Source organism: Micromonospora sp. DT201 (assembly GCF_049841575.1).
GTDB lineage: Bacteria > Actinomycetota > Actinomycetes > Mycobacteriales > Micromonosporaceae > Micromonospora.
Window position 1 is genome coordinate 32,647 of sequence record NZ_JBNCKP010000027.1, and the last position, 19,479, is coordinate 52,125.

21 protein-coding genes and 1 pseudogene are annotated in these 19,479 nt (G+C 71.6%); 4 read left to right on the top strand and 18 right to left on the bottom strand.

Features of this window, described 5'->3' with window-relative positions:
* Window positions 1-70 precede the first annotated feature (70 nt).
* Both ACLQ28_RS30470 and ACLQ28_RS30475 read left to right on the top strand, forming a co-directional pair.
* Window positions 71-2,674: a CHAT domain-containing protein gene (locus tag ACLQ28_RS30470; protein WP_425689713.1), complete on the top strand. Its 2,604-nt coding sequence runs from the start codon at window positions 71-73 to the stop codon at window positions 2,672-2,674.
* 41 nt (window positions 2,675-2,715) lie between these two features.
* Window positions 2,716-3,231 (top strand): trypco2 family protein, encoded by a 516-nt coding sequence (locus ACLQ28_RS30475; protein WP_425689714.1) that lies wholly within the window; start codon window positions 2,716-2,718, stop codon window positions 3,229-3,231.
* Between the two features lie 29 nt (window positions 3,232-3,260).
* Here ACLQ28_RS30475 and ACLQ28_RS30480 read toward each other — a convergent pair whose 3' ends face one another.
* From ACLQ28_RS30480 to ACLQ28_RS30535, 12 genes and pseudogenes are all read right to left on the bottom strand, one after another.
* The gene (locus ACLQ28_RS30480; protein WP_425689715.1) at window positions 3,261-4,535 is read right to left on the bottom strand and encodes a cupin domain-containing protein; all 1,275 of its coding nucleotides are present in this window, start codon (window positions 4,533-4,535) and stop codon (window positions 3,261-3,263) included.
* A gap of 15 nt (window positions 4,536-4,550) precedes the next feature.
* Window positions 4,551-4,787, bottom strand: a pseudogene (locus ACLQ28_RS30485) (hypothetical protein); the annotation flags it as partial.
* A 250-nt stretch (window positions 4,788-5,037) separates the two neighbouring features.
* Entirely contained in the window at window positions 5,038-5,466 is a 429-nt protein-coding gene (locus ACLQ28_RS30490) for a DUF2267 domain-containing protein (RefSeq protein ID WP_184186757.1), read from the bottom strand.
* Window positions 5,459-5,644 (bottom strand): hypothetical protein, encoded by a 186-nt coding sequence (locus ACLQ28_RS30495; protein ID WP_425689716.1) that lies wholly within the window; start codon window positions 5,642-5,644, stop codon window positions 5,459-5,461. Before ACLQ28_RS30495 ends, ACLQ28_RS30490 begins: the two co-directional genes overlap by 8 nt.
* Before the next feature lie 140 nt (window positions 5,645-5,784).
* Window positions 5,785-6,660: a DUF72 domain-containing protein gene (locus tag ACLQ28_RS30500; RefSeq protein ID WP_425689717.1), complete on the bottom strand. Its 876-nt coding sequence runs from the start codon at window positions 6,658-6,660 to the stop codon at window positions 5,785-5,787.
* 48 nt (window positions 6,661-6,708) lie between these two features.
* Entirely contained in the window at window positions 6,709-7,107 is a 399-nt protein-coding gene (locus tag ACLQ28_RS30505; protein ID WP_184186748.1) for a TraR/DksA family transcriptional regulator, read from the bottom strand.
* A gap of 164 nt (window positions 7,108-7,271) precedes the next feature.
* Entirely contained in the window at window positions 7,272-7,934 is a 663-nt protein-coding gene (locus ACLQ28_RS30510) for a uridine kinase (RefSeq protein ID WP_425689718.1), read from the bottom strand.
* Window positions 7,935-7,975: 41 nt separating this feature from the next.
* The gene (locus tag ACLQ28_RS30515; RefSeq protein WP_425689719.1) at window positions 7,976-8,581 is read right to left on the bottom strand and encodes a winged helix-turn-helix domain-containing protein; all 606 of its coding nucleotides are present in this window, start codon (window positions 8,579-8,581) and stop codon (window positions 7,976-7,978) included.
* A 247-nt stretch (window positions 8,582-8,828) separates the two neighbouring features.
* Window positions 8,829-9,377, bottom strand: coding sequence for a winged helix-turn-helix domain-containing protein (locus tag ACLQ28_RS30520; RefSeq protein WP_425689720.1), 549 nt, complete (start codon window positions 9,375-9,377; stop codon window positions 8,829-8,831).
* 51 nt (window positions 9,378-9,428) lie between these two features.
* The gene (locus ACLQ28_RS30525; protein ID WP_425689721.1) at window positions 9,429-9,917 is read right to left on the bottom strand and encodes a rhodanese-like domain-containing protein; all 489 of its coding nucleotides are present in this window, start codon (window positions 9,915-9,917) and stop codon (window positions 9,429-9,431) included.
* 46 nt (window positions 9,918-9,963) lie between these two features.
* Window positions 9,964-10,419, bottom strand: coding sequence for a cysteine dioxygenase (locus tag ACLQ28_RS30530; protein ID WP_425689722.1), 456 nt, complete (start codon window positions 10,417-10,419; stop codon window positions 9,964-9,966).
* A 111-nt stretch (window positions 10,420-10,530) separates the two neighbouring features.
* Window positions 10,531-10,908 carry a signal peptidase I gene (locus ACLQ28_RS30535; RefSeq protein WP_425689723.1) on the bottom strand — a complete coding sequence of 126 codons (378 nt, stop codon included), beginning with the start codon at window positions 10,906-10,908 and terminating at the stop codon, window positions 10,531-10,533.
* A gap of 59 nt (window positions 10,909-10,967) precedes the next feature.
* On the opposite strand from ACLQ28_RS30535, the gene ACLQ28_RS30540 reads away from it, so the two are divergent.
* Both ACLQ28_RS30540 and ACLQ28_RS30545 read left to right on the top strand, forming a co-directional pair.
* On the top strand, window positions 10,968-11,360 hold the full coding sequence (locus tag ACLQ28_RS30540) for an ankyrin repeat domain-containing protein (RefSeq protein WP_425689724.1): 393 nt from the start codon (window positions 10,968-10,970) through the stop codon (window positions 11,358-11,360).
* A gap of 32 nt (window positions 11,361-11,392) precedes the next feature.
* Window positions 11,393-12,343 (top strand): DUF3500 domain-containing protein, encoded by a 951-nt coding sequence (locus ACLQ28_RS30545; protein WP_425689725.1) that lies wholly within the window; start codon window positions 11,393-11,395, stop codon window positions 12,341-12,343.
* 100 nt (window positions 12,344-12,443) lie between these two features.
* On the opposite strand, the gene ACLQ28_RS30550 is transcribed toward ACLQ28_RS30545, so the two are convergent.
* From ACLQ28_RS30550 to ACLQ28_RS30575, 6 genes are all read right to left on the bottom strand, one after another.
* A complete protein-coding gene (locus tag ACLQ28_RS30550) occupies window positions 12,444-13,202 on the bottom strand; it encodes a class I SAM-dependent methyltransferase (protein WP_425689726.1) in 759 nt (252 codons plus the stop codon).
* Window positions 13,203-13,382: 180 nt separating this feature from the next.
* Complete coding sequence (locus ACLQ28_RS30555) at window positions 13,383-13,577, bottom strand: DNA-binding protein (protein WP_425689727.1); 195 nt, start codon at window positions 13,575-13,577, stop codon at window positions 13,383-13,385.
* A gap of 61 nt (window positions 13,578-13,638) precedes the next feature.
* Complete coding sequence (locus ACLQ28_RS30560; RefSeq protein ID WP_425689728.1) at window positions 13,639-14,136, bottom strand: DUF2231 domain-containing protein; 498 nt, start codon at window positions 14,134-14,136, stop codon at window positions 13,639-13,641.
* Window positions 14,137-14,391: 255 nt separating this feature from the next.
* Complete coding sequence (locus tag ACLQ28_RS30565) at window positions 14,392-15,132, bottom strand: GAF and ANTAR domain-containing protein (RefSeq protein ID WP_425689729.1); 741 nt, start codon at window positions 15,130-15,132, stop codon at window positions 14,392-14,394.
* Between the two features lie 178 nt (window positions 15,133-15,310).
* Entirely contained in the window at window positions 15,311-17,602 is a 2,292-nt protein-coding gene (gene secA2, locus ACLQ28_RS30570) for an accessory Sec system translocase SecA2 (RefSeq protein WP_425689730.1), read from the bottom strand.
* A gap of 74 nt (window positions 17,603-17,676) precedes the next feature.
* Window positions 17,677-19,428: an ABC transporter ATP-binding protein gene (locus ACLQ28_RS30575; RefSeq protein WP_425689731.1), complete on the bottom strand. Its 1,752-nt coding sequence runs from the start codon at window positions 19,426-19,428 to the stop codon at window positions 17,677-17,679.
* Between the last annotated feature and the right edge of the window lie 51 nt (window positions 19,429-19,479).

Consider the following 19,479-nt stretch of genomic DNA (forward strand, 5'->3'; position numbering starts at 1 on the left):
AAAGGGCTGTCGAATAGCCGACCGCCGGTGCGGCGAAAATCAGGAGGCGATCTTCGATACGGTAGGTCAAATGGTCAGCCTCTTCCTCAGTTACCGCGCCGACGGCGACAACGTCGTCGCGCGCCTGCTCGATGACGCGCTGACCGCTCGATTCGGCAGCGACAGCGTCGTTCGCGAGGATCCGGTCGCGGTCGTGTCCTCCGCCGAGCTTCAGCGCCGCCTGTCGGCCTCGGCGGCACTCATCGTCGTGTTCGAAGATCGCTCAATCGACGTTCCGGCAGGCTTCCCGGAGCACTTTCCGCACACCAGCCGCCGGACGATCGAGGCCGCCTTCGAACAGCAGGTCCCGGTCATTCCGGTGCTGGTGGACGGCGCCGCGCTGCCACCCGAGCCGGTTCTGCCCAAAGCGCTCGGGCCGCTTGTCCACCAGCACTACCGGCGGATCTACACGAGCACCGTTGATGCGGACATCCGCCACCTGATCGACGACCTCGCGACGAGTTTCGGCGCGGAGACCGAGACCGCTGGGCCTGCGATCCCGCTGATCCTCAGCGCGGAACCGGTGCGCTGGTTCATGCCGCCCCCCAGGCGCGGGCGAGCGGCGGCGATCGTCTACGCGACCCGCCAGGGCGGTCTGGAGGTCGCCGACAGCGGCCGGTCGATGGCGTGGTGGCACCCAGGGTTCGTTGCTCGATACGCGACGCGCTACGAGGTGGACACCAGCGACCACCAGGTCGTCTTCGACGTTCGGCTGCCCGCGAAGGGCGCGTACCATTTCGAGGCGTCGATCACCGTCGGCTTCCGGGTGACCGACCCGGCGCAGGTCGTCCGACGCGCGATCACGGACGCCGCGGGCGCGATCCGCGAGTTCGTGCTGGACGCCTGCCGGCCCATCAGTTCGCAGTACGCCCTCGACGAGGTGATCCAAGCCGAGACAGCCATCGACCGACGGCTCAACCGAGACACGTACGCTCTCGACGGCATCACCCTCTATCGGAGAGGCGCACGGCTTTCCCTCGACGAACGAGGTCGTCGCTATGCGCGAGAGCGTGAACTGGAGCGGGAGCGGAACGACCTGCACGAACGAGCCGCGTACCGGCTGGTGCGGCCCCGGTTCGTCGGGGAGGCCGACATGGATTTCGCCGCCGATGAGGCGGACGTTCCGGTATTCGGCGGGAACTGGGCGGCGGGGATACCTACGTATACCGGGCCGGTGACCTCGTCATTCCCGGGCGATACCCGAGCAGCGGAGCGGCTGTTGGTGGCGCGCGCGCCCACCCAGGTTCCGGCGGGTCGGGACCTGAGCGTCGACGTCCGGCTCGTCACCGAAGGGCGGCCGGTTCACCCGGACGCCGTGACCGCGCGATTGGCGAACTTCCTCGTCAGCGACGGCGGCACACCTGTCACCGTGACCGTCCACGCGCCCGCCGGCCTGCACGCCGAGGGCCCGCTCCAGCAGACCGTGCTGGTCCTGCCGGACGAGGATCCGAATCCGATCCGATTCGGCTTCGGTGCGCGTACCCCCGGTCTGCATCGCATCGACGTGACGGCCTGGGCCGGCGGCACGTTCCTCAGCGAGGTGTCCGTCGAGGTCTCCGTCGCGGACGGTGGGCCGTTCCGTGACGGCCAGCCGAAGACGGCCCCGATGGGTGCCCCGCAGGCACGACCGGGCGAGGTCACCATGGAGGTGCGGTTCGACGGCGGCCGCTACACCTTCCAACTGCGCTCCGACGCAGCCCTGTTCGCCCCGGTCGTCGAGTCGATCACGAACACGCCGAACGCCGCGGTGGAGAACGCGATCAAGGAGTTGCAGCAGCTCGCCGGGGGTGGTTCCCGCTACAACGCGACGATGACCCGCGAGGTCATCCGGTCGGCGGGCATCCAACTGTGGTCGGAGATGGTGCCGGCCGACGTGCAGGACCAGTTCTGGCAGGTCGGCGCCGACATGAGCGCCTTCACGATCGCCACCGACCACGACGTGGTCCCGTGGGAACTGCTCTATCCGCTCAGTGCCCAGCGGGATGCCGGCTTCCTCGTCGAGCAGGTCCCCGTGGTCCGCCGCACCTATGGTCAGCACCGCAACGCGAAGGTCGGCCTGCGCAACCCACGCTTCGTGGTGCCGACGAAGGCTCCCACCGGCGCGCACGACGAGGTCGCCGCCATCCGCGCGATCCTCGGCGCGGCCGACAGCGAGCCCATCACCAGGGCCGACGAACTCCTCGCCTTGATCAACTCTGGGGTGTTGGGGGCGACCCACTTCGCCTGCCACAACACATTCTCCTCGGACGGCTCGTTCATCGACATGGATGGTGGCCGGTTCAAGCCGGCCCTGCTCGCCGAGGCCAGCATCCGGAAACTGCTGGCGGAAACCGGCCCCCTCGTTTTCATCAACGCGTGCCGGAGTGCGGGCGTGGCACCGACGTACACGAAGATGCTCGGCTGGGCGCAGCAGTTCATGTCGTCCGGAGCGGGCGCGTTCGTCGGCACGCTCTGGGCGGTGCGCTCGGACAGCTCAGCTCGCTTCGCGACCTCGTTCTACCGGTCCCTCGCCGACGGTGCCACGCTCGGCGCGGCGGCTCTCGCCGCACGGATCGAGCAGCAGGACGATCCGCTCGATCCGACCTGGCTGGCCTACACCGTGTACGGCGACCCGTTCGCCACCGCCGCCGTCTGAGCGGTCGGCAACTCAACTCGCGCAGAAGGGGCAGGTTCGGCATGGACGTGATCGACTACAGCGTGCCGGTCGAGGAACTGGTGTCGGCGGTGAAGAACGCGGTGAAGCAGGCCGGCATCTCCGCGACCGACGAGGGCCGGGACCTACGGGTCGGCTCGGTTCAACTGATCTTGAGCGTGGTCGCCACCACGAAGCTCGGCGGTGGCGTGGACTTTCGAGTCCCGGTGATCGGCTGGAAGGTCAAGGTGGGCGGCAGCCAGTCCCGCCAGAAGACCCACACGATCGACATCACGCTCGTCGCCGAGGATCTCCAGGATCGGCACGAGCTGCGCGACAGCGGCGTCGAGGCGACCCTCGTGGACGCGATCACCACGATCCGCGCGGTGGTTGCCGCCGGCACCGGGGGCGACGACCCGCTGGTGCTGAAGGCCGGCACGGTGGAACTCGTCTTCGGCGTCACCGACCAGGGCACGATCTCGGTCGGCGCGGAGGGCGAGCTGACCGACGAGGTCACGAACACGCTCAGGATCGAGCTGGTCGGGGCCACCGCCGGGTAGCTCATGCCTGCTTGCGCAGGCCGGGTAGCTCAGGCCGGGACCAGGACGGCCTCGCGGAGCAGTCGGCGGGCCAGGGTCACCCGGTCGGCGTCGTCGGGCAGCCCGGGCAGGTCACCGACGCGGGTGACCGTGCCGCTGAGCACGGCACGGGCCGCCGGCTCGCAGTCGGCGGGCAGGGTGATGGTGCGGTCGAACAGCCGCAGCGCCACCGTGTCCGACCCGTGCGGCGCGAGTTGCCAGCGCAGACCCGGGCGCAGGGTGACCCGGGAGTCCGCGTTCAACGCGGCCGCCGCCTCAGCCTGGGCGAGCGGCCGGATGGGTGCCGGGCGGGCAGCCGACCAGGCGCGCTGCCGCAGTCGCGCGGCGACCGCACTCGGATCGGCGCGCAACAGCCAGTCCCGCAGTGCCTCCACCGTCTCGGTCAGCTCCGGCTCGATGGCGTCCGGGTCGGCGACGTCGGTGCCGAACGGCAGGCTGGCCCGCAGCCGCTGGTCCTCGGCTGCCAGCGCGAGCAACTCCTCGACCAGGGCGTACCGGGTGAGAGCACGGATGCCCACGGTCAGGTGCAGCGAGCTGGCGTCCTGTGCCTGCGCGCTGTGCAGCCACCCGCGGGGCAGATAGAGGGCGTCGCCGGGGGCGAGCACCACGTCCAGCGCGGCGGGGCCCTGCGCGGTGGCGCCGACCTCGTCGGCGCGGCCACCCCACGTCTGCTTCTCCAGCGGATCGGGCAGCACCGGCGGATGGATCCGCCAGTGCTTACGGCCGTCGACCTGGAGGACGAAGACGTCGTGGGTGTCGTAGTGGGTGGCGAAGCCCTGGCTGCCGGCCGGGGTGAGGTAGGCGTTGATCTGCAACGGTTGGTTGAGCGCGAGGCCCAGGTCCCGGGCGAAGTCGACAAGCGGTGGCCAGATCCGGTGCAGACCCTGCAGCACCAGCGTGGCACCGGCGGCGTACTGCTCCAGGATCCGCTCGTCGAGCACCTGGTCGCCGATCTCGGCACCGGCACCGCCGCCGCCGGTCCAGCGCGCCGGGGGCACCAACTGGCCGTCCTTGGCGACACGCAGGAATGGGGTACGCAGACCGCGCCGGCTCAGCAACTCGTCGGCGTCGGCGGGGCTGAGCAGGTCGGTGAAGCCGGCCGGGTCGGGCAGCTCGGCCGCGCGGGACAGTAGCGGGGTGTGTCCCCAGTGCGCGGCGGCGAACTTGGCCGGTTCGACCGAGACGCAGCGGGTCAGGGCGGCGGTGGCGTTTGCGGACGGAACCGCCGGGCGGCCGTGGCCGCCCGGCGGGTCGAGGTGCGTCATCGTGTGCCGCTACCGTGCGCTGCCGTCGGCGCCGCCGTCCTGGTGACCCGGGGTCGCACCACCGTCGGCGGGACCTTCCGCGCCACCATCGGCGCCGCCGTCCTGGTGACCGGGCGTCGCACCACCGTCGGCCGGGCCCTCCGCGCCACCGTCAGCGCCACCGTCCTGGTGACCGGGCGTCGCACCACCATCGGCCGGGCCCTCCAGGCCGCCGCCGCCAGTGGTCTGCATGTCGTCGTCGTTGAGTGCCATCGGTACTCCCTCGGGTGTGCCGCCCCGCCGTACGCCGGGGTCCGTCGTGCTGCGGGTGGTACCCCACGCGCGATCTTCTCTAACCCTCACCGTAGACGTCGAACCGGGGCGACACGGGCGGTTCGGCGGGCAGCGCAGCAGCTGAGCCCGCCCGATGTCGTCGGGCGGGCTCAGGCCGTCACGTCGTCACGTCGTCACGTCGTCACGTCGTCACGTCGTCACGTCGTCACGTCGTCACATCGTCACATCGTCACGGCATCATCGTGGCGAGATCGCTGGGCATGGTGTCCTTCACGTCCTGCCACTCGCCCTGGGTGACGTGTCGGCGCAGGGTGTCCAGCACCACCTGCGTCACCCGCTCCGGGCCGCCCTCCGCGTCGTACGGGAAGCCCTGACGGACCTCGTACAGGAAGTCGTCCCGGTTGAGCTTGATCGGCACGTCGGACGGAACCCAGCCGTCGAAGTAGATCCCCCGGACCAGCACCGGCAACTGCTGGGCGAACTCCACGCTCTCGTCCACCGGCAACCGGTCGCGCAGCAGGTGCAGCACCGTGCGCAGGGCCGCGTACGACTGGTTGCGCCGATCCTTCGGCCAGCCGTAGGCGTTCTCGATGTCCTTGAGAATGAGGTTCGTCTTGTCCAGCGAGGACTCGAACGCTGAGATCATCGCGTCAGCCATCGGTCGACCCCCGTTCCGTGCTGTCCCACCGTCGGTCATCGGTGCGACGCGGTGGCCCCACCGGGCCGCGCCGGGCTCGCACCGGGCTGCCCTGCGGGGCACGCCGGGCGTTGTCGGCCGTACCGACCACGTGCAGGACGGCACCACGCCGTCGATCCGTCACCACTCGAACCGTCATCCCCCGTCACCTCCGTGTCGTCTCCGGGCGTCGGCCGCCTCGGGCCGCCGTACCCACCGTCTCCACCCTGCCGGCGGGCTGGGTGAGTCGACCCCACCCCGATCGGGTGAGACGGGGAGCGCGGCGGGCGCGTGCCTGCCCTACCTGTCCCCACCCAGCAGCGCCGTTAGCTGCTGCGCGTTGGTCTGCGCGAAGTCGCGGTAGCAGTTGTTCATGAGCACGTGCGTCTGGCCGGCCTCGTCGGCAAGCTCACGCAGCTTCGGCGCCCAGTCGGCCAACTCCCGCTCGGAGTAGTGGTAGCCGAACTTCTCGTGGATGTCCTTGCTGGTCCACTTGTCGCTGTGACCGTGGAAGCGCATCACCGCGAGATCCGCGGTGGCGGCCAGCACCGGGGGCAGCGACGAGCGGTGGCCCTGCGGCATGTCCACGCAGACGTACGGCAGTTTGTGCTCGCGGAGAAAGGCCAGGGTTTCGTCGGCATTGTCGCCGTCGAACCAGGACGCGTGCCGAAACTCGTAGACACCGCGCAGCGGTGCGCAGCGCTTCGCCACCTCCAGCAGGTACTGCTTGTTGGCCCGCTTGATGGTGAACCAGGGCGGGAACTGGAACAGCAGCGCACCCAGCTTGCCCGCCTCGACCAGCGGGTCCAGCGCGGACAGGAAACGCGTCCACACCTCCTCGTACGCCTGCGCGGGCAGGTCGTCGGGGTAGACGTTCTTCTTGTCGGTCTCCGGACGAAGGTCCTTGTAGAGGGCGCTGACCCGGGTGGGATGCCCGGTCAGCAGGCTGAACGCCTTGATGTTGAAGGTGAAGCCGGCCGGAGTGCGCTCGGCCCACAACCTCGCGGTCGCCTCGGCGGGCGGGGAATAATACGTGGCGTCCACTTCGACCAGCGGAAACTGCCGGGCGTAGTAGGCCAGCCGCTTCTCCGGGGTGTCCGCGGTCTGCGGATACCATCCCGAGTCCAGCAGAGTGCGGTCGGTCCAGGACGCGGTGCCCACCAGGATGTCACCCATGGGTGAAGTCCATCGCGTTCCGGATCGGCCGGCAACCGCTGGCGTCGCTCAGGCCGCCCGCCGTTCGCGGGTCTGCTTGCAGGTCACACAGGTGGTGGCAGACGGGAAGATCTCCAGCCGCTCCACCGGGATTGCCGCCGCGCAGCCCTCGCACCAGCCGTAGGTGCCCTCCTCAAGTCGGCCGAGGGCGTGCTCGTACTGGGCGCGGCGGTCGAGGATGGTGCGCAACAGGGACTGCGCGGTGTCCCGCTCGGCCGTCTTGGTGCCGCTGTCGGCCTGATCGTCGCCGGCGGTGTCGCCGACCTCCACGAGCCGCAGCACCTGGCTCTGGAGCACGGCCTGGTCGTACTCGGCGGTCAGCTCGTCGTAGTGCGACTGGAGGGAGAGCTTGATCTGGTCGATCTCCGTCTGGGGACGGGCCGTACCGACCGTGTCGTGGGCGACCATCGCTGCCTGCCTTTCCTGGGCCTGAGGCTCAAGGTGAACCGGGTGCCGGCGGCGTCAGGCCCCGGTCACGGTCGCAGTAGGTGCGCGGGCGATCACCCGCGCTCTGTGAGCCGGGCGAGTACCCGCCGGATCAGCCGCACAAACCGACGAATTTTCGGTGGTTGTCAGCCGTCGCCGTCGAGCTGCACCAGCGCGGGGCGGCGGGGGTCGTCGGCCCGCACCACCACGTCGGCGAAGCTCGCTGGGACGACTTCCTCCGCGTACCGGTCGAAGGCCGGCAGGGTCCACTCCTGGGCCTTCTCCGTGCGCCGACGCAGCGCCGCCGAGGACAACTCCAGGTGGACGGTGACGTCGAAGGGAAGGCCACCACCGAGCAGCAGCGGGCCGCTGACCAGGACGACGCCCCCGGGTGGCAGGTCGACGTAGCGGGCGCGGCTGGCCCGGTCGGCGTCGGCGTCCCAGAGCGACGGGAGGAGCCGGCCGGTGCCGCCCGGGCCGGCCGGGTCGAGCACCTCCCGGCGCAGCCCGGCCTCGTCGACCCAGGTCTCGTAGAAGGAATCCGGGTTGGTGCGGCCCAACTCGAAGCGCAGCGACGCGGGGCGGAGGAAGTCGGTGGCGCGTACGTGCAGGACCGGGCGGCCCTGGGCGCGCAACGGGTCGACGAGCGCGGCGGCCAACTTGTCAGCGCCTGACGCTGGAGCGCCGTCCACCGCCACCCGCAGCCGCGCGGGCCCGGCGGCGGCGGTCGCGGCACGGGTCGCCGCGTCGGACAGCCGTCCGGTCAGCTCGTCGATGAGCAGGTCGGGCGAGATGGGGCGGATGCGCACCGGACCATCCTGCCCCGTGCGGTTGGGGTCGGTGCCGCCGGTCAGCCGGTGCGGTCGATGGTGACCCGGGCGTCGTCGGCCAGCCGGTAGCCCACGCCGTAGACGGTGGTGACCAGGGGGACGTCCACGCCGACCTTGCCGCGCAGCCGACGCACGTGCACGTCGACGGTGCGTACGCCGGCGTGCTCGTAGCCCCAGACGGCGTTGAGCAGTTGCAGCCGTGTGAACACCCGACGCGGATGGGCGACGAGGTGCAGCAGCAGGTCGAATTCCAGCCGGGTCAGCGGCAGCGGCTCGTCGTCGCGCAGCACCGAGCGGGACGAGGCGAGGATGTGCAGGGCGGGGATGGTCGGGCTGAGCGCCCGGGTCGGCGACCTGTTGGCGGGCACCTGGTCGGGGCGGCGTTCGACCGGAACACCCCCGATGATCACGCCCTCGCCCCGCTCGAGCATTTCGCGTGCGGCCTCGAGCAGTCGATGTGCCGCCGGGGTCAGCGACTCCTCACAGGCCAGCGGAATGGACAGCGTCACGGTGAGCACGGGCGCGGCGGTGTTCGCCGGGCGACGCTGGCCGCCGGGAGGTCGACCGGGCACCGGAGGTTGGGACGTATGCCATCCGGCGCGCGACGAGGCAGGGCTGACCGACATGGTCCTCCTTGGGCTGGTCCGGGTAACTCCCCACGGCCCGGGACGCCGCTTCATCGATGTTTCCCGGCGCTCGGGCGAGGGTCAAGAGGCGGCCGCGTTGCATGAATGTGACAATTGACGAACGCATCGGAGCCGGATGCTCGCTCTGCGTACGAGGTCTGATGATTACAGCAGAGCCCTTGAGATGCCCCGATACGGGGGTCCCCGTCCGGTTCACCTGCGCGTTCGCCCGACCCGGGACCACGGGTCAGCGGCTGTGATCCACGCTGATCCGCGCCTCGTCGGCCAGCCGGTATCCGACCCCGTAGACGGTGGTGACCAGCTCCGAGCCGTCCAGCTTGGCGCGCAGCCGGCGGACGTGCACGTCCACGGTCCGGGCCACCGCGTGCTCGTAACCCCAGACGCTGGACAACAACTGCAGGCGCGTGAAGACGCGGCGTGGCCGCTCGGCGAGGAACAGCAGCAACTCGTACTCGATGCGGGTCAGCGGGACGACCCGGTCGCCGCGGCGGACCACCCGCGAGCCGGCGAGGATCTGGACGTGGTCCGCGTCGGCGGACGGCTCGCCGATCGCGGGGCGCGGGGCCGGTCGCGGCCTCGGCGCGAGGTCCTCGACGGTGCGCAGCTCGCCCTCCCCCGACTCGGCCAGCTCACCGAGCAGCTGCACCAGCCGGGCCAGCCGCGGGCTCAGTGGCCCCGGGACGAGGTCGACGGTGATGGTCAGGGTCGGGCCGGTGCGCGGACGGGGTGGGCGCGCCCCGGGGTGACGGCGGGTGGGGATGGCGACGACGGACATGGTGCCTCCTGAAGTGGCGGTACGCCCGCCACGCCCGGTGGGGCGTGACGGTCAGCGGCGTGCCCACCCGGTGTTGACCGGGGGCGCGAGAGGAGTGGCGCGGTGCAGCGGGGTGGGGCCGAGGGCCGGCAGGCCGGCGATCCGCCAGGCCGCGAACCCGCCGACCACGTCGGTGGCCCGGTGCAGGCCGACGTCCTGCAGGGCGGCGGCGGCCAGCGACGAGGTGTAGCCCTCCTGACAGAGGATGATCACCGGTACGTCGTAGTCGACAGCCTGCGGCAGTCGGGCCGGACAGCGGGGGTCGAAGCGCCACTCCAGCACGTTGCGCTCGATCGCGAGCGAGCCCGGCACCACCCCGTGCGCGGCCCGCTGCGCGGCCGGCCGGATGTCGACGAGCAGGGCGCCGGCCCGGCACGCCAGGTGCGCCTGCTCCGGGTTTAGTCGGTGCAGTTGGGCGCGCGCGGCGACCAGGATCTCGTCGATGCCCCGGGAGCCCGGCGGCGGCACGGGGGCTGGACGGTGCTCGGCGGTTACCTGCATTCTCGGTTCCTTCCGGTGACAGGGGTTGGATCGGTGCTCGCCGCGCTCACCAGGAACGGCCCGCTTCGGCGACCTCGGCGACCCGCAGCCGCCCGTCCACGAGGTGGTAGCGGGTCATCCGCAGCAGCGCTGGCCGGTAGACGTGCACGCTGACCGCCGGTGTCGCGCCCCGGTTGGTCACCTGGTGCACGTGCCGGGGGCCGAAGCGGCGACCGGCTGCGGCGGGCAGCAGCCGTGGGCGTAGTCGACCACCGGCGACCGTCTCCTCGGTGAGCGCGCCGGTGACGACTCGGAACGCTCCGGCGGAGCCGCCGTGGTCGTGCAGATCGGTGCCCTGTCCGGGCAGCCAGCTCAGTGCCCACACCTCATGGTCGTCGCCGACGGCGAGGCGGGCGTACCAGCGCTCGGCGGGGTCGAAGCGCAGCGCGACCGGCCAGCAGGCCGGGTCGACCCATCGAGCGGCAACGGTGAGCAGGTCGGGCTCCGGGCGGTGCTGGGTCATGGCGGTTCCTCGCGGATCGTTCGGCGGGGTGCCCTCGTACTCTAGACGGCAAAGCCTATAGGTTTAGTAGGTAATTCCGCCTGTTGGGACGACCGACCTGGCCAGAGCGGATCAGTGCAATACCGGAGGGTCCACCCGGTAGCCCGGCAGCGACGGCCACCGCACGGTCAGCACCACCGAGGCACGCTCGGCGAACCAGGAGTGGTCCACCCCCCGGGCCCACACCACGTAGTCGCCCGGCGCGGACAGCCGTACCGTCCGGTCCGGGAGCTCCACCCGAAAACACCCCTCGACGAGTACGAGCAGAGTGGTCCGCCGTTCCCCGGTCGCCCACCGCGACCGGGCCTGTCCGGGCGGATGCACGCCCCACTTCACCTCGACGTCGGTGCTGTGCCGGATCTCCCCCGGCGGCGCGAAGTGCCCGAGCAACCAGCCGGCGTTGGAGGCACCGTCGACACCCGCGTTGCCCACGTACACCGTCTCACCCATCGGACCCTCCCCGCGCGCCGGTCGAGCAACCTATCAGGGCCGGCGCCTATCCTGGTCCGGTGACCGACGATCTCGACGCCGAGACGCTGGCGTTCGCGCACCGGATGTTCGACCTGGCCCGGGCCGGCTCCACCGAGGATCTGGCCGCGCAACTCGACGCCGGCCTGCCGGTCAACCTCACCAACGACAAGGGCGACACGCTGCTGATCCTGGCCGCCTACCACTCCCACCCGGACACGGTGGCCGCCCTGCTCAGTCGGGGTGCCGACCACTCCCGGGCCAACGACCGGGGTCAGACCGCACTGGCCGCCGCGGTCTTCCGCAGCAGCACCGAGGCGGTCCGCGCCCTCCTCGCCGCCGGAGCCGACCCGGCACACGGTGACCCGTCGGCCCTGGAGACCGCGCAGTTCTTCGGCCTAAGGGAGATGACGGAGCTGCTGCGCGCCGGCTGACACCGGCACGGACATGGCGGTATACAGGGTCGGTGGAAGATCCTTTGCCCGAGCAGATGCGCGCCGCCAGCACCACGCTGCTGGCCACGCTCACCCCGGAAACCCGCGAAAGCGCCATGCACCCGTTCGACGACGAAGCGACCCGCCGCTGGCTGGAGTACCGGCCCCGGCCCCGACCCGGCGTGTGCCTCGCCGAGCTGGACGTCGCCGGCCGCAAGGCCGCACACCGGCTGCTGGCCACCGCGCTCAGCCCTTCGGCGTACGCGCAGGCGATGGCGATCATCGCCCTGGAGGAGGTCCTCGATCGGGCTGAGGGCTGGCATCGTGGGCGGCACAGCGGTGACTACTGGGTGGCCGTCTTCGGCGACCCCACGCGCGACGACCGCTGGGCGTGGCGGGTCGAAGGGCACCACCTGTCGGTGAACATGACCGTAGTGGACGGCCAGGTGTCCCCCGCGCCGATCTTCTTCGGCGCCAACCCGGCCGCGGTCCGGTACGCCGGCCGCCCGGTTTCCCGCCCACTCGGCGTCGAGGAGGACCTGGCCCGAGCACTGCTCGACGCGTTGGGGCCAGCCGAGCGAGCCGCCGCGATCATCGCCGACGAGGCGCCGGGAGACATCATCAGCGCCACCCGCGGGCGGGTCGACGGACTGCTGGAACCCCTCGGCGTACCGGCGGATCGGCTGGGGCCGACCGGCCGCGCGTTGCTCGACCAGGTGGTCGCGCTCTACCTGGACCGGCTGCCGCCCGAGCTGGCCATCCGTGAGGCCGCTCGACTGGACGCCGGGCAGTTGCACTTCGCCTGGGCCGGCCCCACCCACCCCGGGCAGCGGCACTACTACCGGGTGCAGGGCGACGACCTGCTGATCGAGTACGACAACACCACCTCGGACGGCAACCACGCGCACACCGTGCTGCGCCGCCCCGCGAGCGACTTCGGCGCCGACATCCTGGCCACCCACCACCAAACCCACCCGCACTAACCCCCAACCCGCACGCCGTCGATCATGGAGTTGTGGTGGGCCGTTTGCCCGGTGCGCGGCTCCTGTACGTCAGCACACCTCCTTGATCGACGGTCGGGCGTCAGCAGCGGGTCGCTTCGATGAGGAAGCGTTGGGCGTGGGCTACGAAAGGGCCCTCGTCGACGATGTGGCGGTGCAGGTTTCGCAGTTGTTCGCGGTAGCGGTCGACTGTGAACCCGGGCACCGTCCAGATCACCTTGCGCAGAAACCAGACCACCGCGCCAATGTCGGAGAAGACCGCGCGCAGGGTGGCGTGACGCAGGTCGACCACCCGCAGGCCGGCCGCTTCGGCGGCGGCGGCCGCATGCTCGGGGTGCCGCTGGGTCGGCGGCGGCAGGGGCCCGAGGATCGCCTCACTCAACTCCCGCATGGTGCCCGCACCGATCTGCTGCGACAGGAACGTCCCGCCCGGCCTCAGCACCCGGGCCGTCTGCGCCCAGTCGGTACGCACCGGATGCCGGCTGACCACCAGATCGAAGGAGCCGTCACGAAACGGCAGCGGCGCGTCCTGGGCGACCGCCACCACCGTCGCGCCCACCCGGCGCAGAGTCCGCCGGGCGACCTCGACGTTCGGTGGCCAAGCCTCGGTGGCCGTCAGCAGCTTCGGCGCGTGCGGCACCTCGGCGAGCACCTCCCCGCCGCCGGTGTCCACGTCCAGTGCCGAGTCGGCGCGCGCCATCCTCTCGCCGATCAGCCGGGCGTACCCCCAGGGCGGGCGTTCCTCGGTGGCCCGGCCGGCCAACCAGCCGAAGCCCCAACCGTCGACCGGTGCGGCAGCCGCCTCCGCGATCAACTCCTCGGCAGCACGATCTACGTTCATGGCGGTCAGCCTCGCCGGCCGGCCCCACGGCCGGCAACTCAATTGCCGCCGGCCCGAAGAGGACCGAGCGGCCGCCGCAGGCCGGGCCGAAGCGGACCCGGTTGCAGTTCTTGGTTCGAAGGTGCCGGTAGCGCCGTCAGGCCGGCAGGCGGTGCGGGCGTTTGCTGGCAGCCGCAGGTCTCAGCCGAGGCCAAGGTTGTGCTGTGCGAGGGCGGCCTGGAGGATGCCGAGGGCCTTCGGCCCCATGCCGTGCAGTTTCGCCAGGTCCGACCGGGGGACGCCGGCGAGTTGGCGCAGTGTGGTGTAACCGGCGCCGTGCAGGGCGCGCGTCGCGGGCGCACCGATCTTCGGAAGCGTGTCCAGAGACGAGGTCATCCGCGGATGGTAAGCCAGCCAGCTCCACGAGGGCTGACGCTGCGCGCCAGGCCCGGTCGGATCACGAGCGAGGGTGGACTATCTCGATGGTGGAGTTGACGCCGGCGAGCGCGTCCAGGCTGCTGGCCTCGACCCGGCCGGTGTCGAACTGGCGCATCAGTCGGGCGCCCAGGTGCACGCCGACCCCACCCACGGCCAGCGCGACCAGCTCGGTGATCAGGATCGCGGTTGACGCGCCGCGCTGCGGGGAGTGTGACCGGACCAGGCAGGTGAGCAGGAACATGGCGGCCATCAGCGTGTTGACCAGGTTGAAGGCGATCGCCGTACGGCGGGTGCGGTCGCTCGGCACGTCCCACAGGTCGACCATCCCGGCCATTGCGGTCAGCGCGGCGGCGATGAGGGCAGCGACTCCCGTCCAGTAGCCGACCTCGCCGAGGAACGCCGGCCCACCGACGGCGTTGGTGAGGTCGAAGACGGTGGCGCTGACGAAGAGCCCGAGTGGGAACGTCACAAGCATCGGTTGGATCGGGTGCCCGTGCACCCGCAGCCGACTCTGCATCGGTCCTCCCCCGGGTCGGCGCACCTCGCTGACCAGAGTGCTACCCGAGCGTGGTCCGGACGAAACGACGCCGCCCGACTCGCCGCGGACCGGGAGAACGGGCACCCTACCGCGTCAGACCGCGAGAACAGCGGGTGATCGACTCCGTATCGGCGACATGGGGGTGTCCCAGCGCCCGGATACCCCCACATCGGCGACCTGGAGTCGATCAAACGGCGCCCACGCCAGGCGGGCGGACGCCAGGCGGGCGGACGGTCAGGTGTCGCGCTGGCGGGAGACCGTACGCACCAGTCGCTCGGCCACCTCGCGCAGCGGGATGTCCAACGACGACGCGGCGGTACGCAGCACCTCGAGTGCCTCGGCTGGCGGGCACCCGCGCTGGGTCATGATCACGCCGACGGCCTGGCCCACGACCCCGTCGTTCAGCAACGAGGCGTCCCGAACGCCGGCGAGAACGAGTTGCCGGTTGCGGTCGCGGACGGCGGCCAGCAGCAAACCGGCGTGTTCGGCGAGCAGCATCGCGGTCAACTGGTGTTGTGGAGTCAGCAGGTCCGGTGCATCGGCGTACAGGTTGATCGCACCGATCACCTGCTCGTCGATGTCGACCGGCGCGGAGATCACCCCGCGTACGCCGAGGTCGCGGGCTCGCGCCGTCCAGGCCGGCCAGCGAGGCTCGCCGGCCAGGTCGGCGGCGAGGATCATCTCGCGGCGTCGGATCGCGCTCATCGCCGGCGAGTCCGGCCCGTGCCGCAGGTCGTCCAGCCCAGCCAGCCGCTCGTCGGAGGCGGCCACGCCGGCCGGTTCGCCGGCGCGCAGGGCGGTGAACCCGCACCAGTGCACCCCGGCCACCGCGTCCCGGGTGACCCGGACCAGCGCCAGCAGCGCCTCATCGAAATCGGTCAGCGCAATCAGGCCGGCGGTCAGCTCGCGCAACAGCGCTGCGGTTTCCAGGACCCCGAGGTTCTGCACCACCGGTTCCTGCGTGTCGAGGTTCACCGGTCTGCGGCCTCCGTGCACCCTCGTGCCAGCCCAGCGGGCATCGTCACCTGTGTCATCGTCTGCTCTCCCCCGACTTGACCGACCAGCCCTACTACCCTGCGAAGCTCAGGTCGAAACGGTGCAAATCAGAGCCCCTGCCGCATGCGGACGCGCGACAGGGGCCTGACTGCCTACGTCAGCGCGACGCGCCGCTGAGCCGCCGACCGATGGACGCGATCAGCCGGTCGAGCTCGGAACCGAACGGATTGTCGTGCACCAGGTACGTCCACGTGGCGGTGGGCCGGACCAGGGTGCCGTCGTCGGGCTGCCAGTCCTCATCGAATTCGGTCTCGTTGAAGGTGGCGATGGTGCGGGCCTCGATCTCCGGGATCAGGTCGTTGAACGCCGGCACCGCGGCCCGGTGGAACTCGTCCAGCGGGTCGAGCCGGCCCAGCGCGCGCAGGTGCACGCCCTCGCGGACCTCCGACAGCTCGGCCAGGTGCTCAGCCCAGAGCCGGTCCAGGTGGTAGAGCGCGATCGACCGGGCCGCCCGGGCGAGCAGGTCCTCGTCCATCTCGCTGGCCTTCTCCGGCTCCTTCTCCAGCAGCATGACCGCGGCCACGTCGCTGGTCAGCAGCCGCTCCCGCCGTGCGGCGAGGGCGATGCGCTGCTGCTCGATCACCACGCTGTAGCGCCAGGTGTTGCGGTGGATCTCGTGATTGACGCCCTCGGCGACACGCTGGGCGTGCTCCACCGCGTAGTCCACCTGCTCGTCGGTCACCAGGCCGTCGGCGTTCATTCGCGGCGACGGCGGCACCGCGTCGGCGGCGTGCCGGACGACCAGGTCGTCCTCCAGGCTGACGAGGAAGACCGAGCCACCCGGGTCGCCCTGCCGGCCGGCCCGACCGCGCAACTGGTCGTCAACCCGGCGGCTGTCGTGTCGGCCGCTGCCGATCACGTAGAGCCCGCCCAGCTCGGCGACCCGCTCCTGGTCGCTCTGGTCGCTGCCGCCGAGCCGGATGTCGACACCCCGGCCGGCCATCTGGGTGGAGACGGTCACCGCGCCGTACGCGCCGGCCTCGGCGATGATCGCCGCTTCCTCGTCGTCGTTCTTGGCGTTCAGCACCACGCAGGGCACCCCGGCCGCGTTCAGCCCGGCGGCCAGCCCTTCGGATTCCTTGACGTCCAGCGTGCCGATCAGCATCGGCCGCCCCTTGGCGTGCCAGCGCTGGATCTCGTCGATCAGCGCCTCGTCCTTCTCCGCCCGGGTGGCGTAGATGCGGTCCGGCTCGTCCTCGCGGATGCACGGGGTGTTCGGCGGGATCACCGCGACCTCAAGGCCGAAGAACTCCCGCAACTGGTCGCCGACCAGCACCGCCGTGGCGGTCATCCCGCAGACCTTCGGGTAGAGCGCAATGTACGCCTGCATGGCGATGGTGCCCAGCACCTCGCCCTCGGCGGTGGCGTCCAGGCCCTCCTTCGCCTCGACCGCGGCTTGGAGCCCGTCCGGCCAGCGGCGGCGCTGGGCCACCCGGCCGCGCATCTCGTCGACCAGCTCGACCGAGCCGTCCCGGACGATGTAATCCACGTCCCGGTTCAGCAGTACCTGCGCGTGCAGCGCAACGTGGACCGCCGAGAGCTGCGCGACGTGCTCCTCGTCGTACAGGTCGATGCCGAGCTTGGCCTCGACGGCGGCCAGGCCGGCGGAGGTGAACGCCACGCTCCGCCCGTCCTCGGCGACCGTGTAGTGCTTGCCCTTGCGCAGGCCGCGCACCAGCGCGGCGGCGGCGTGCACCGGGTCCTGCTCACCCGGCACCGCGCCGGCGAGGACCATCGGCACCCGGGCCTCGTCGATCATGATCGAGTCGGCCTCGTCGACGATCGCGGTGGCCAGCGGGGGCTGCACCCGGTCGTCCACGTCGGTGACCAACTGGTCGCGCAGGTAGTCGAAGCCCGCCTCGCTGACCGAGACATAGGTGACGTCGCAGGCGTACGCGTCGCGCCGCTCCTGCGGGGTGGAGGCCTCGTTGACCCAGCCGACGGTGAGGCCGAGCAGGGTGTAGACGGGCTCCATCCACTGAGCGTCGCGGCGGGCCAGGTAGTCGTTGATGGTGAGCACGTGCACCGGCCCGTTGCCGAGCCGGACATGCCCGTACGCGGCGATCGTGGCGGTGAGTGTCTTGCCCTCACCGGTGGCCATCTCGGCGACCTTGCCGGACAGCAGCGACATCGCGCCGAGCAGCTGCACGTCGTACGGCCGCTGGTCCAGGCCACGACGGGCGGCCTCGCGGCCGACGGCGCAGATCTCCTCGTAGCCGACGGCGGCACCCGCGGCCTCGGTCAGCTCGGCGTCGTCCAGCGCGGCGAGCTCGTCCTCGCGCGCCGCGATCGCCGGCAGCAGCTTCTCCAGCGGAGCAAGATCCACGGTCGAGCCGGGGCGCTGGAGGAACCGCCGGAACTTGCTCTTGAACCGTTGCGACACACCCATGAGCGGCAACGGTACGCGATTCGCGCCGGCTCGCGCGGCCCGGCTGCCGGCAAGTCGACCCCGACCCGACGAAGTCAGCCGACGAGCAGCTGATGGGTGGCGAGTTCGCGGTAGAGCGGATCGGTGGCGGTCAGCTCGGCGTGGGTGCCCACGGCCACCACCCGGCCGCCGTCGAGGACGACGATCTGGTCGGCGTCGACCACGGTGGCGAGCCGGTGCGCCACGATCAACAGTGTTCGGCGGACGGCCACCGCGTCGATGGCGCGGCGGAGCGCGGCTTCGTTGCGGGAGTCGAGGTTGCTGGTCGGCTCGTCGAGCAGCAGCACCGGTGGGCCGGCGAGCAGCGCCCGGGCGATGGCCAGCCGCTGCCGCTCGCCCCCGGAGAGCAGCACTCCCCCCTCCCCCACCTGGACGTCCAGGCCCTGGGAGGTGCGGTCGGCCAGGTGGCTCAGGTTGACCTGGTCGAGGACACCCCGCAGCCGGTCGTCGGTGGCGTCAGGGGTGGTGATCAGCAGGTTCTCCCGCAGCGTGCCGGCCAACACGGGCGCCTCCTGCTCGACGTAGCCGAGCCGGGCCCGCAGCGCGTCGCGGGGCAGGTCCCGCACGTCGCTGCCGTCGATCCGGACCGCTCCGGCGCTCACCTCGTAGAAGCGCTCGACCAGGGCGAGCAGCGTCGACTTGCCGGCGCCCGAGGGGCCGACCAGCGCGGTACGGGTGCCGGCGGGCACCGCGAAGCTGACCTCGTGCAGCACCGGGTCGCCGCCCGGGTAGCCGAACCCCACCCGATCAAACTCGATCATCGGGGTGGGGCCGCGCCGGGTCGCCGTCGCGCCCGCGGGTGCCGGCCGGTCGGCCGCGTCCTCCGCCGGCACGGCCAGGATCTCCTCGATCCGCTGCAGAGCGCCCAGACCGGACTGCAACTGGGTGTACGCCCGCAGCACCTGGGCCAGCGGTAGGGCCAGGAAGAACAGGTACATGACGAAGGCGACCAGGTCGCCGACGGTGATCGCCCCGGCGGCGACCCGTGCCCCGCCGATGCCGAGCACCAGCAGGAAGGCACCCTGCACGGTGACGGAGCCGATCGGCCCGACCACCGACTGCACCCGGGCCACCCGCACCCCCGCGTCGTACGCGTCGCGGGCGCTGCCGGTGACGGTCTCGGTCTCCCGGCCCTCGGCGCGGCTGGCCCGGATGGTCCGGGCGGCGGAGATGGCCCGCTCGATCGCCGAGGTCATCTCGCCGATCCGCTCCTGCGCGGTGCGGGCCAGCGCCCGGACCCGGCGGGCGAACGTGAGAGCGAAGCCCAGCCCCGACGCCACCCCGAGGAGGGTGACACCGAACAGCAGCGGGTCGAGCAGCACCATCGCCGTCGCGGCACCGACCACCATCACCGCCCCGGTGACCGTCTCGAAGAGCCCGGAGGTGACGACCGCTCGCAGCAGCGTGGTGTCCGAGCCGACCCGGGAGAGCAGGTCGCCGGTGCGCCGGCGGTCGTACTCGGCGATGGGCAGCCGCAGCAGGTGCCCGGCCAGTCGTTGCCGGGTGCCCAGCACCAGCCCTTCGGCGGTGCGTTGCAACAGGTAGTCGCGCAGCCCGCCGATCACCGCGCCGAGCACCACGAGGGCCACCAGCACCGCCACCAGGTCGGACACCGGATGGTCGGCGCCGATCCGGTCGAGCACCGACCGGGTGAGCAGCGGTTGCGCCAGCGACGCCGCCGCGCCGACCAGCGACAGCGCGCCCACCACGACCAGGGTGCCGCGGTGCGCACGCAGGTACGGCAGCAGCGCGGCCAGACCGACCGACCGGCCATTCGGGGTGCTCATGGCCGGAACGGTAGCCCGCCCCGTCACCCGACGAGCGTGCTCCGGCCCCAG

Coding starts and splice junctions, on each gene's coding strand:
- ACLQ28_RS30525 (WP_425689721.1), bottom strand. CDS start 9,917: ATGCAGGTAACCGCCGAGCACCGTCCAGCCCCCGTGCCGCCGCCGGGC.
- ACLQ28_RS30490 (WP_184186757.1), bottom strand. CDS start 5,466: ATGGCTGACGCGATGATCTCAGCGTTCGAGTCCTCGCTGGACAAGACG.
- ACLQ28_RS30470 (WP_425689713.1), top strand. CDS start 71: ATGGTCAGCCTCTTCCTCAGTTACCGCGCCGACGGCGACAACGTCGTC.
- ACLQ28_RS30475 (WP_425689714.1), top strand. CDS start 2,716: ATGGACGTGATCGACTACAGCGTGCCGGTCGAGGAACTGGTGTCGGCG.
- ACLQ28_RS30575 (WP_425689731.1), bottom strand. CDS start 19,428: ATGAGCACCCCGAATGGCCGGTCGGTCGGTCTGGCCGCGCTGCTGCCG.
- ACLQ28_RS30505 (WP_184186748.1), bottom strand. CDS start 7,107: ATGGTCGCCCACGACACGGTCGGTACGGCCCGTCCCCAGACGGAGATC.
- ACLQ28_RS30515 (WP_425689719.1), bottom strand. CDS start 8,581: ATGTCGGTCAGCCCTGCCTCGTCGCGCGCCGGATGGCATACGTCCCAA.
- ACLQ28_RS30530 (WP_425689722.1), bottom strand. CDS start 10,419: ATGACCCAGCACCGCCCGGAGCCCGACCTGCTCACCGTTGCCGCTCGA.
- ACLQ28_RS30495 (WP_425689716.1), bottom strand. CDS start 5,644: ATGACGGTTCGAGTGGTGACGGATCGACGGCGTGGTGCCGTCCTGCAC.
- ACLQ28_RS30480 (WP_425689715.1), bottom strand. CDS start 4,535: ATGACGCACCTCGACCCGCCGGGCGGCCACGGCCGCCCGGCGGTTCCG.
- ACLQ28_RS30535 (WP_425689723.1), bottom strand. CDS start 10,908: ATGGGTGAGACGGTGTACGTGGGCAACGCGGGTGTCGACGGTGCCTCC.
- ACLQ28_RS30520 (WP_425689720.1), bottom strand. CDS start 9,377: ATGTCCGTCGTCGCCATCCCCACCCGCCGTCACCCCGGGGCGCGCCCA.
- ACLQ28_RS30550 (WP_425689726.1), bottom strand. CDS start 13,202: ATGAACGTAGATCGTGCTGCCGAGGAGTTGATCGCGGAGGCGGCTGCC.
- ACLQ28_RS30560 (WP_425689728.1), bottom strand. CDS start 14,136: ATGCAGAGTCGGCTGCGGGTGCACGGGCACCCGATCCAACCGATGCTT.
- secA2 (WP_425689730.1), bottom strand. CDS start 17,602: ATGGGTGTGTCGCAACGGTTCAAGAGCAAGTTCCGGCGGTTCCTCCAG.
- ACLQ28_RS30555 (WP_425689727.1), bottom strand. CDS start 13,577: ATGACCTCGTCTCTGGACACGCTTCCGAAGATCGGTGCGCCCGCGACG.
- ACLQ28_RS30500 (WP_425689717.1), bottom strand. CDS start 6,660: ATGGGTGACATCCTGGTGGGCACCGCGTCCTGGACCGACCGCACTCTG.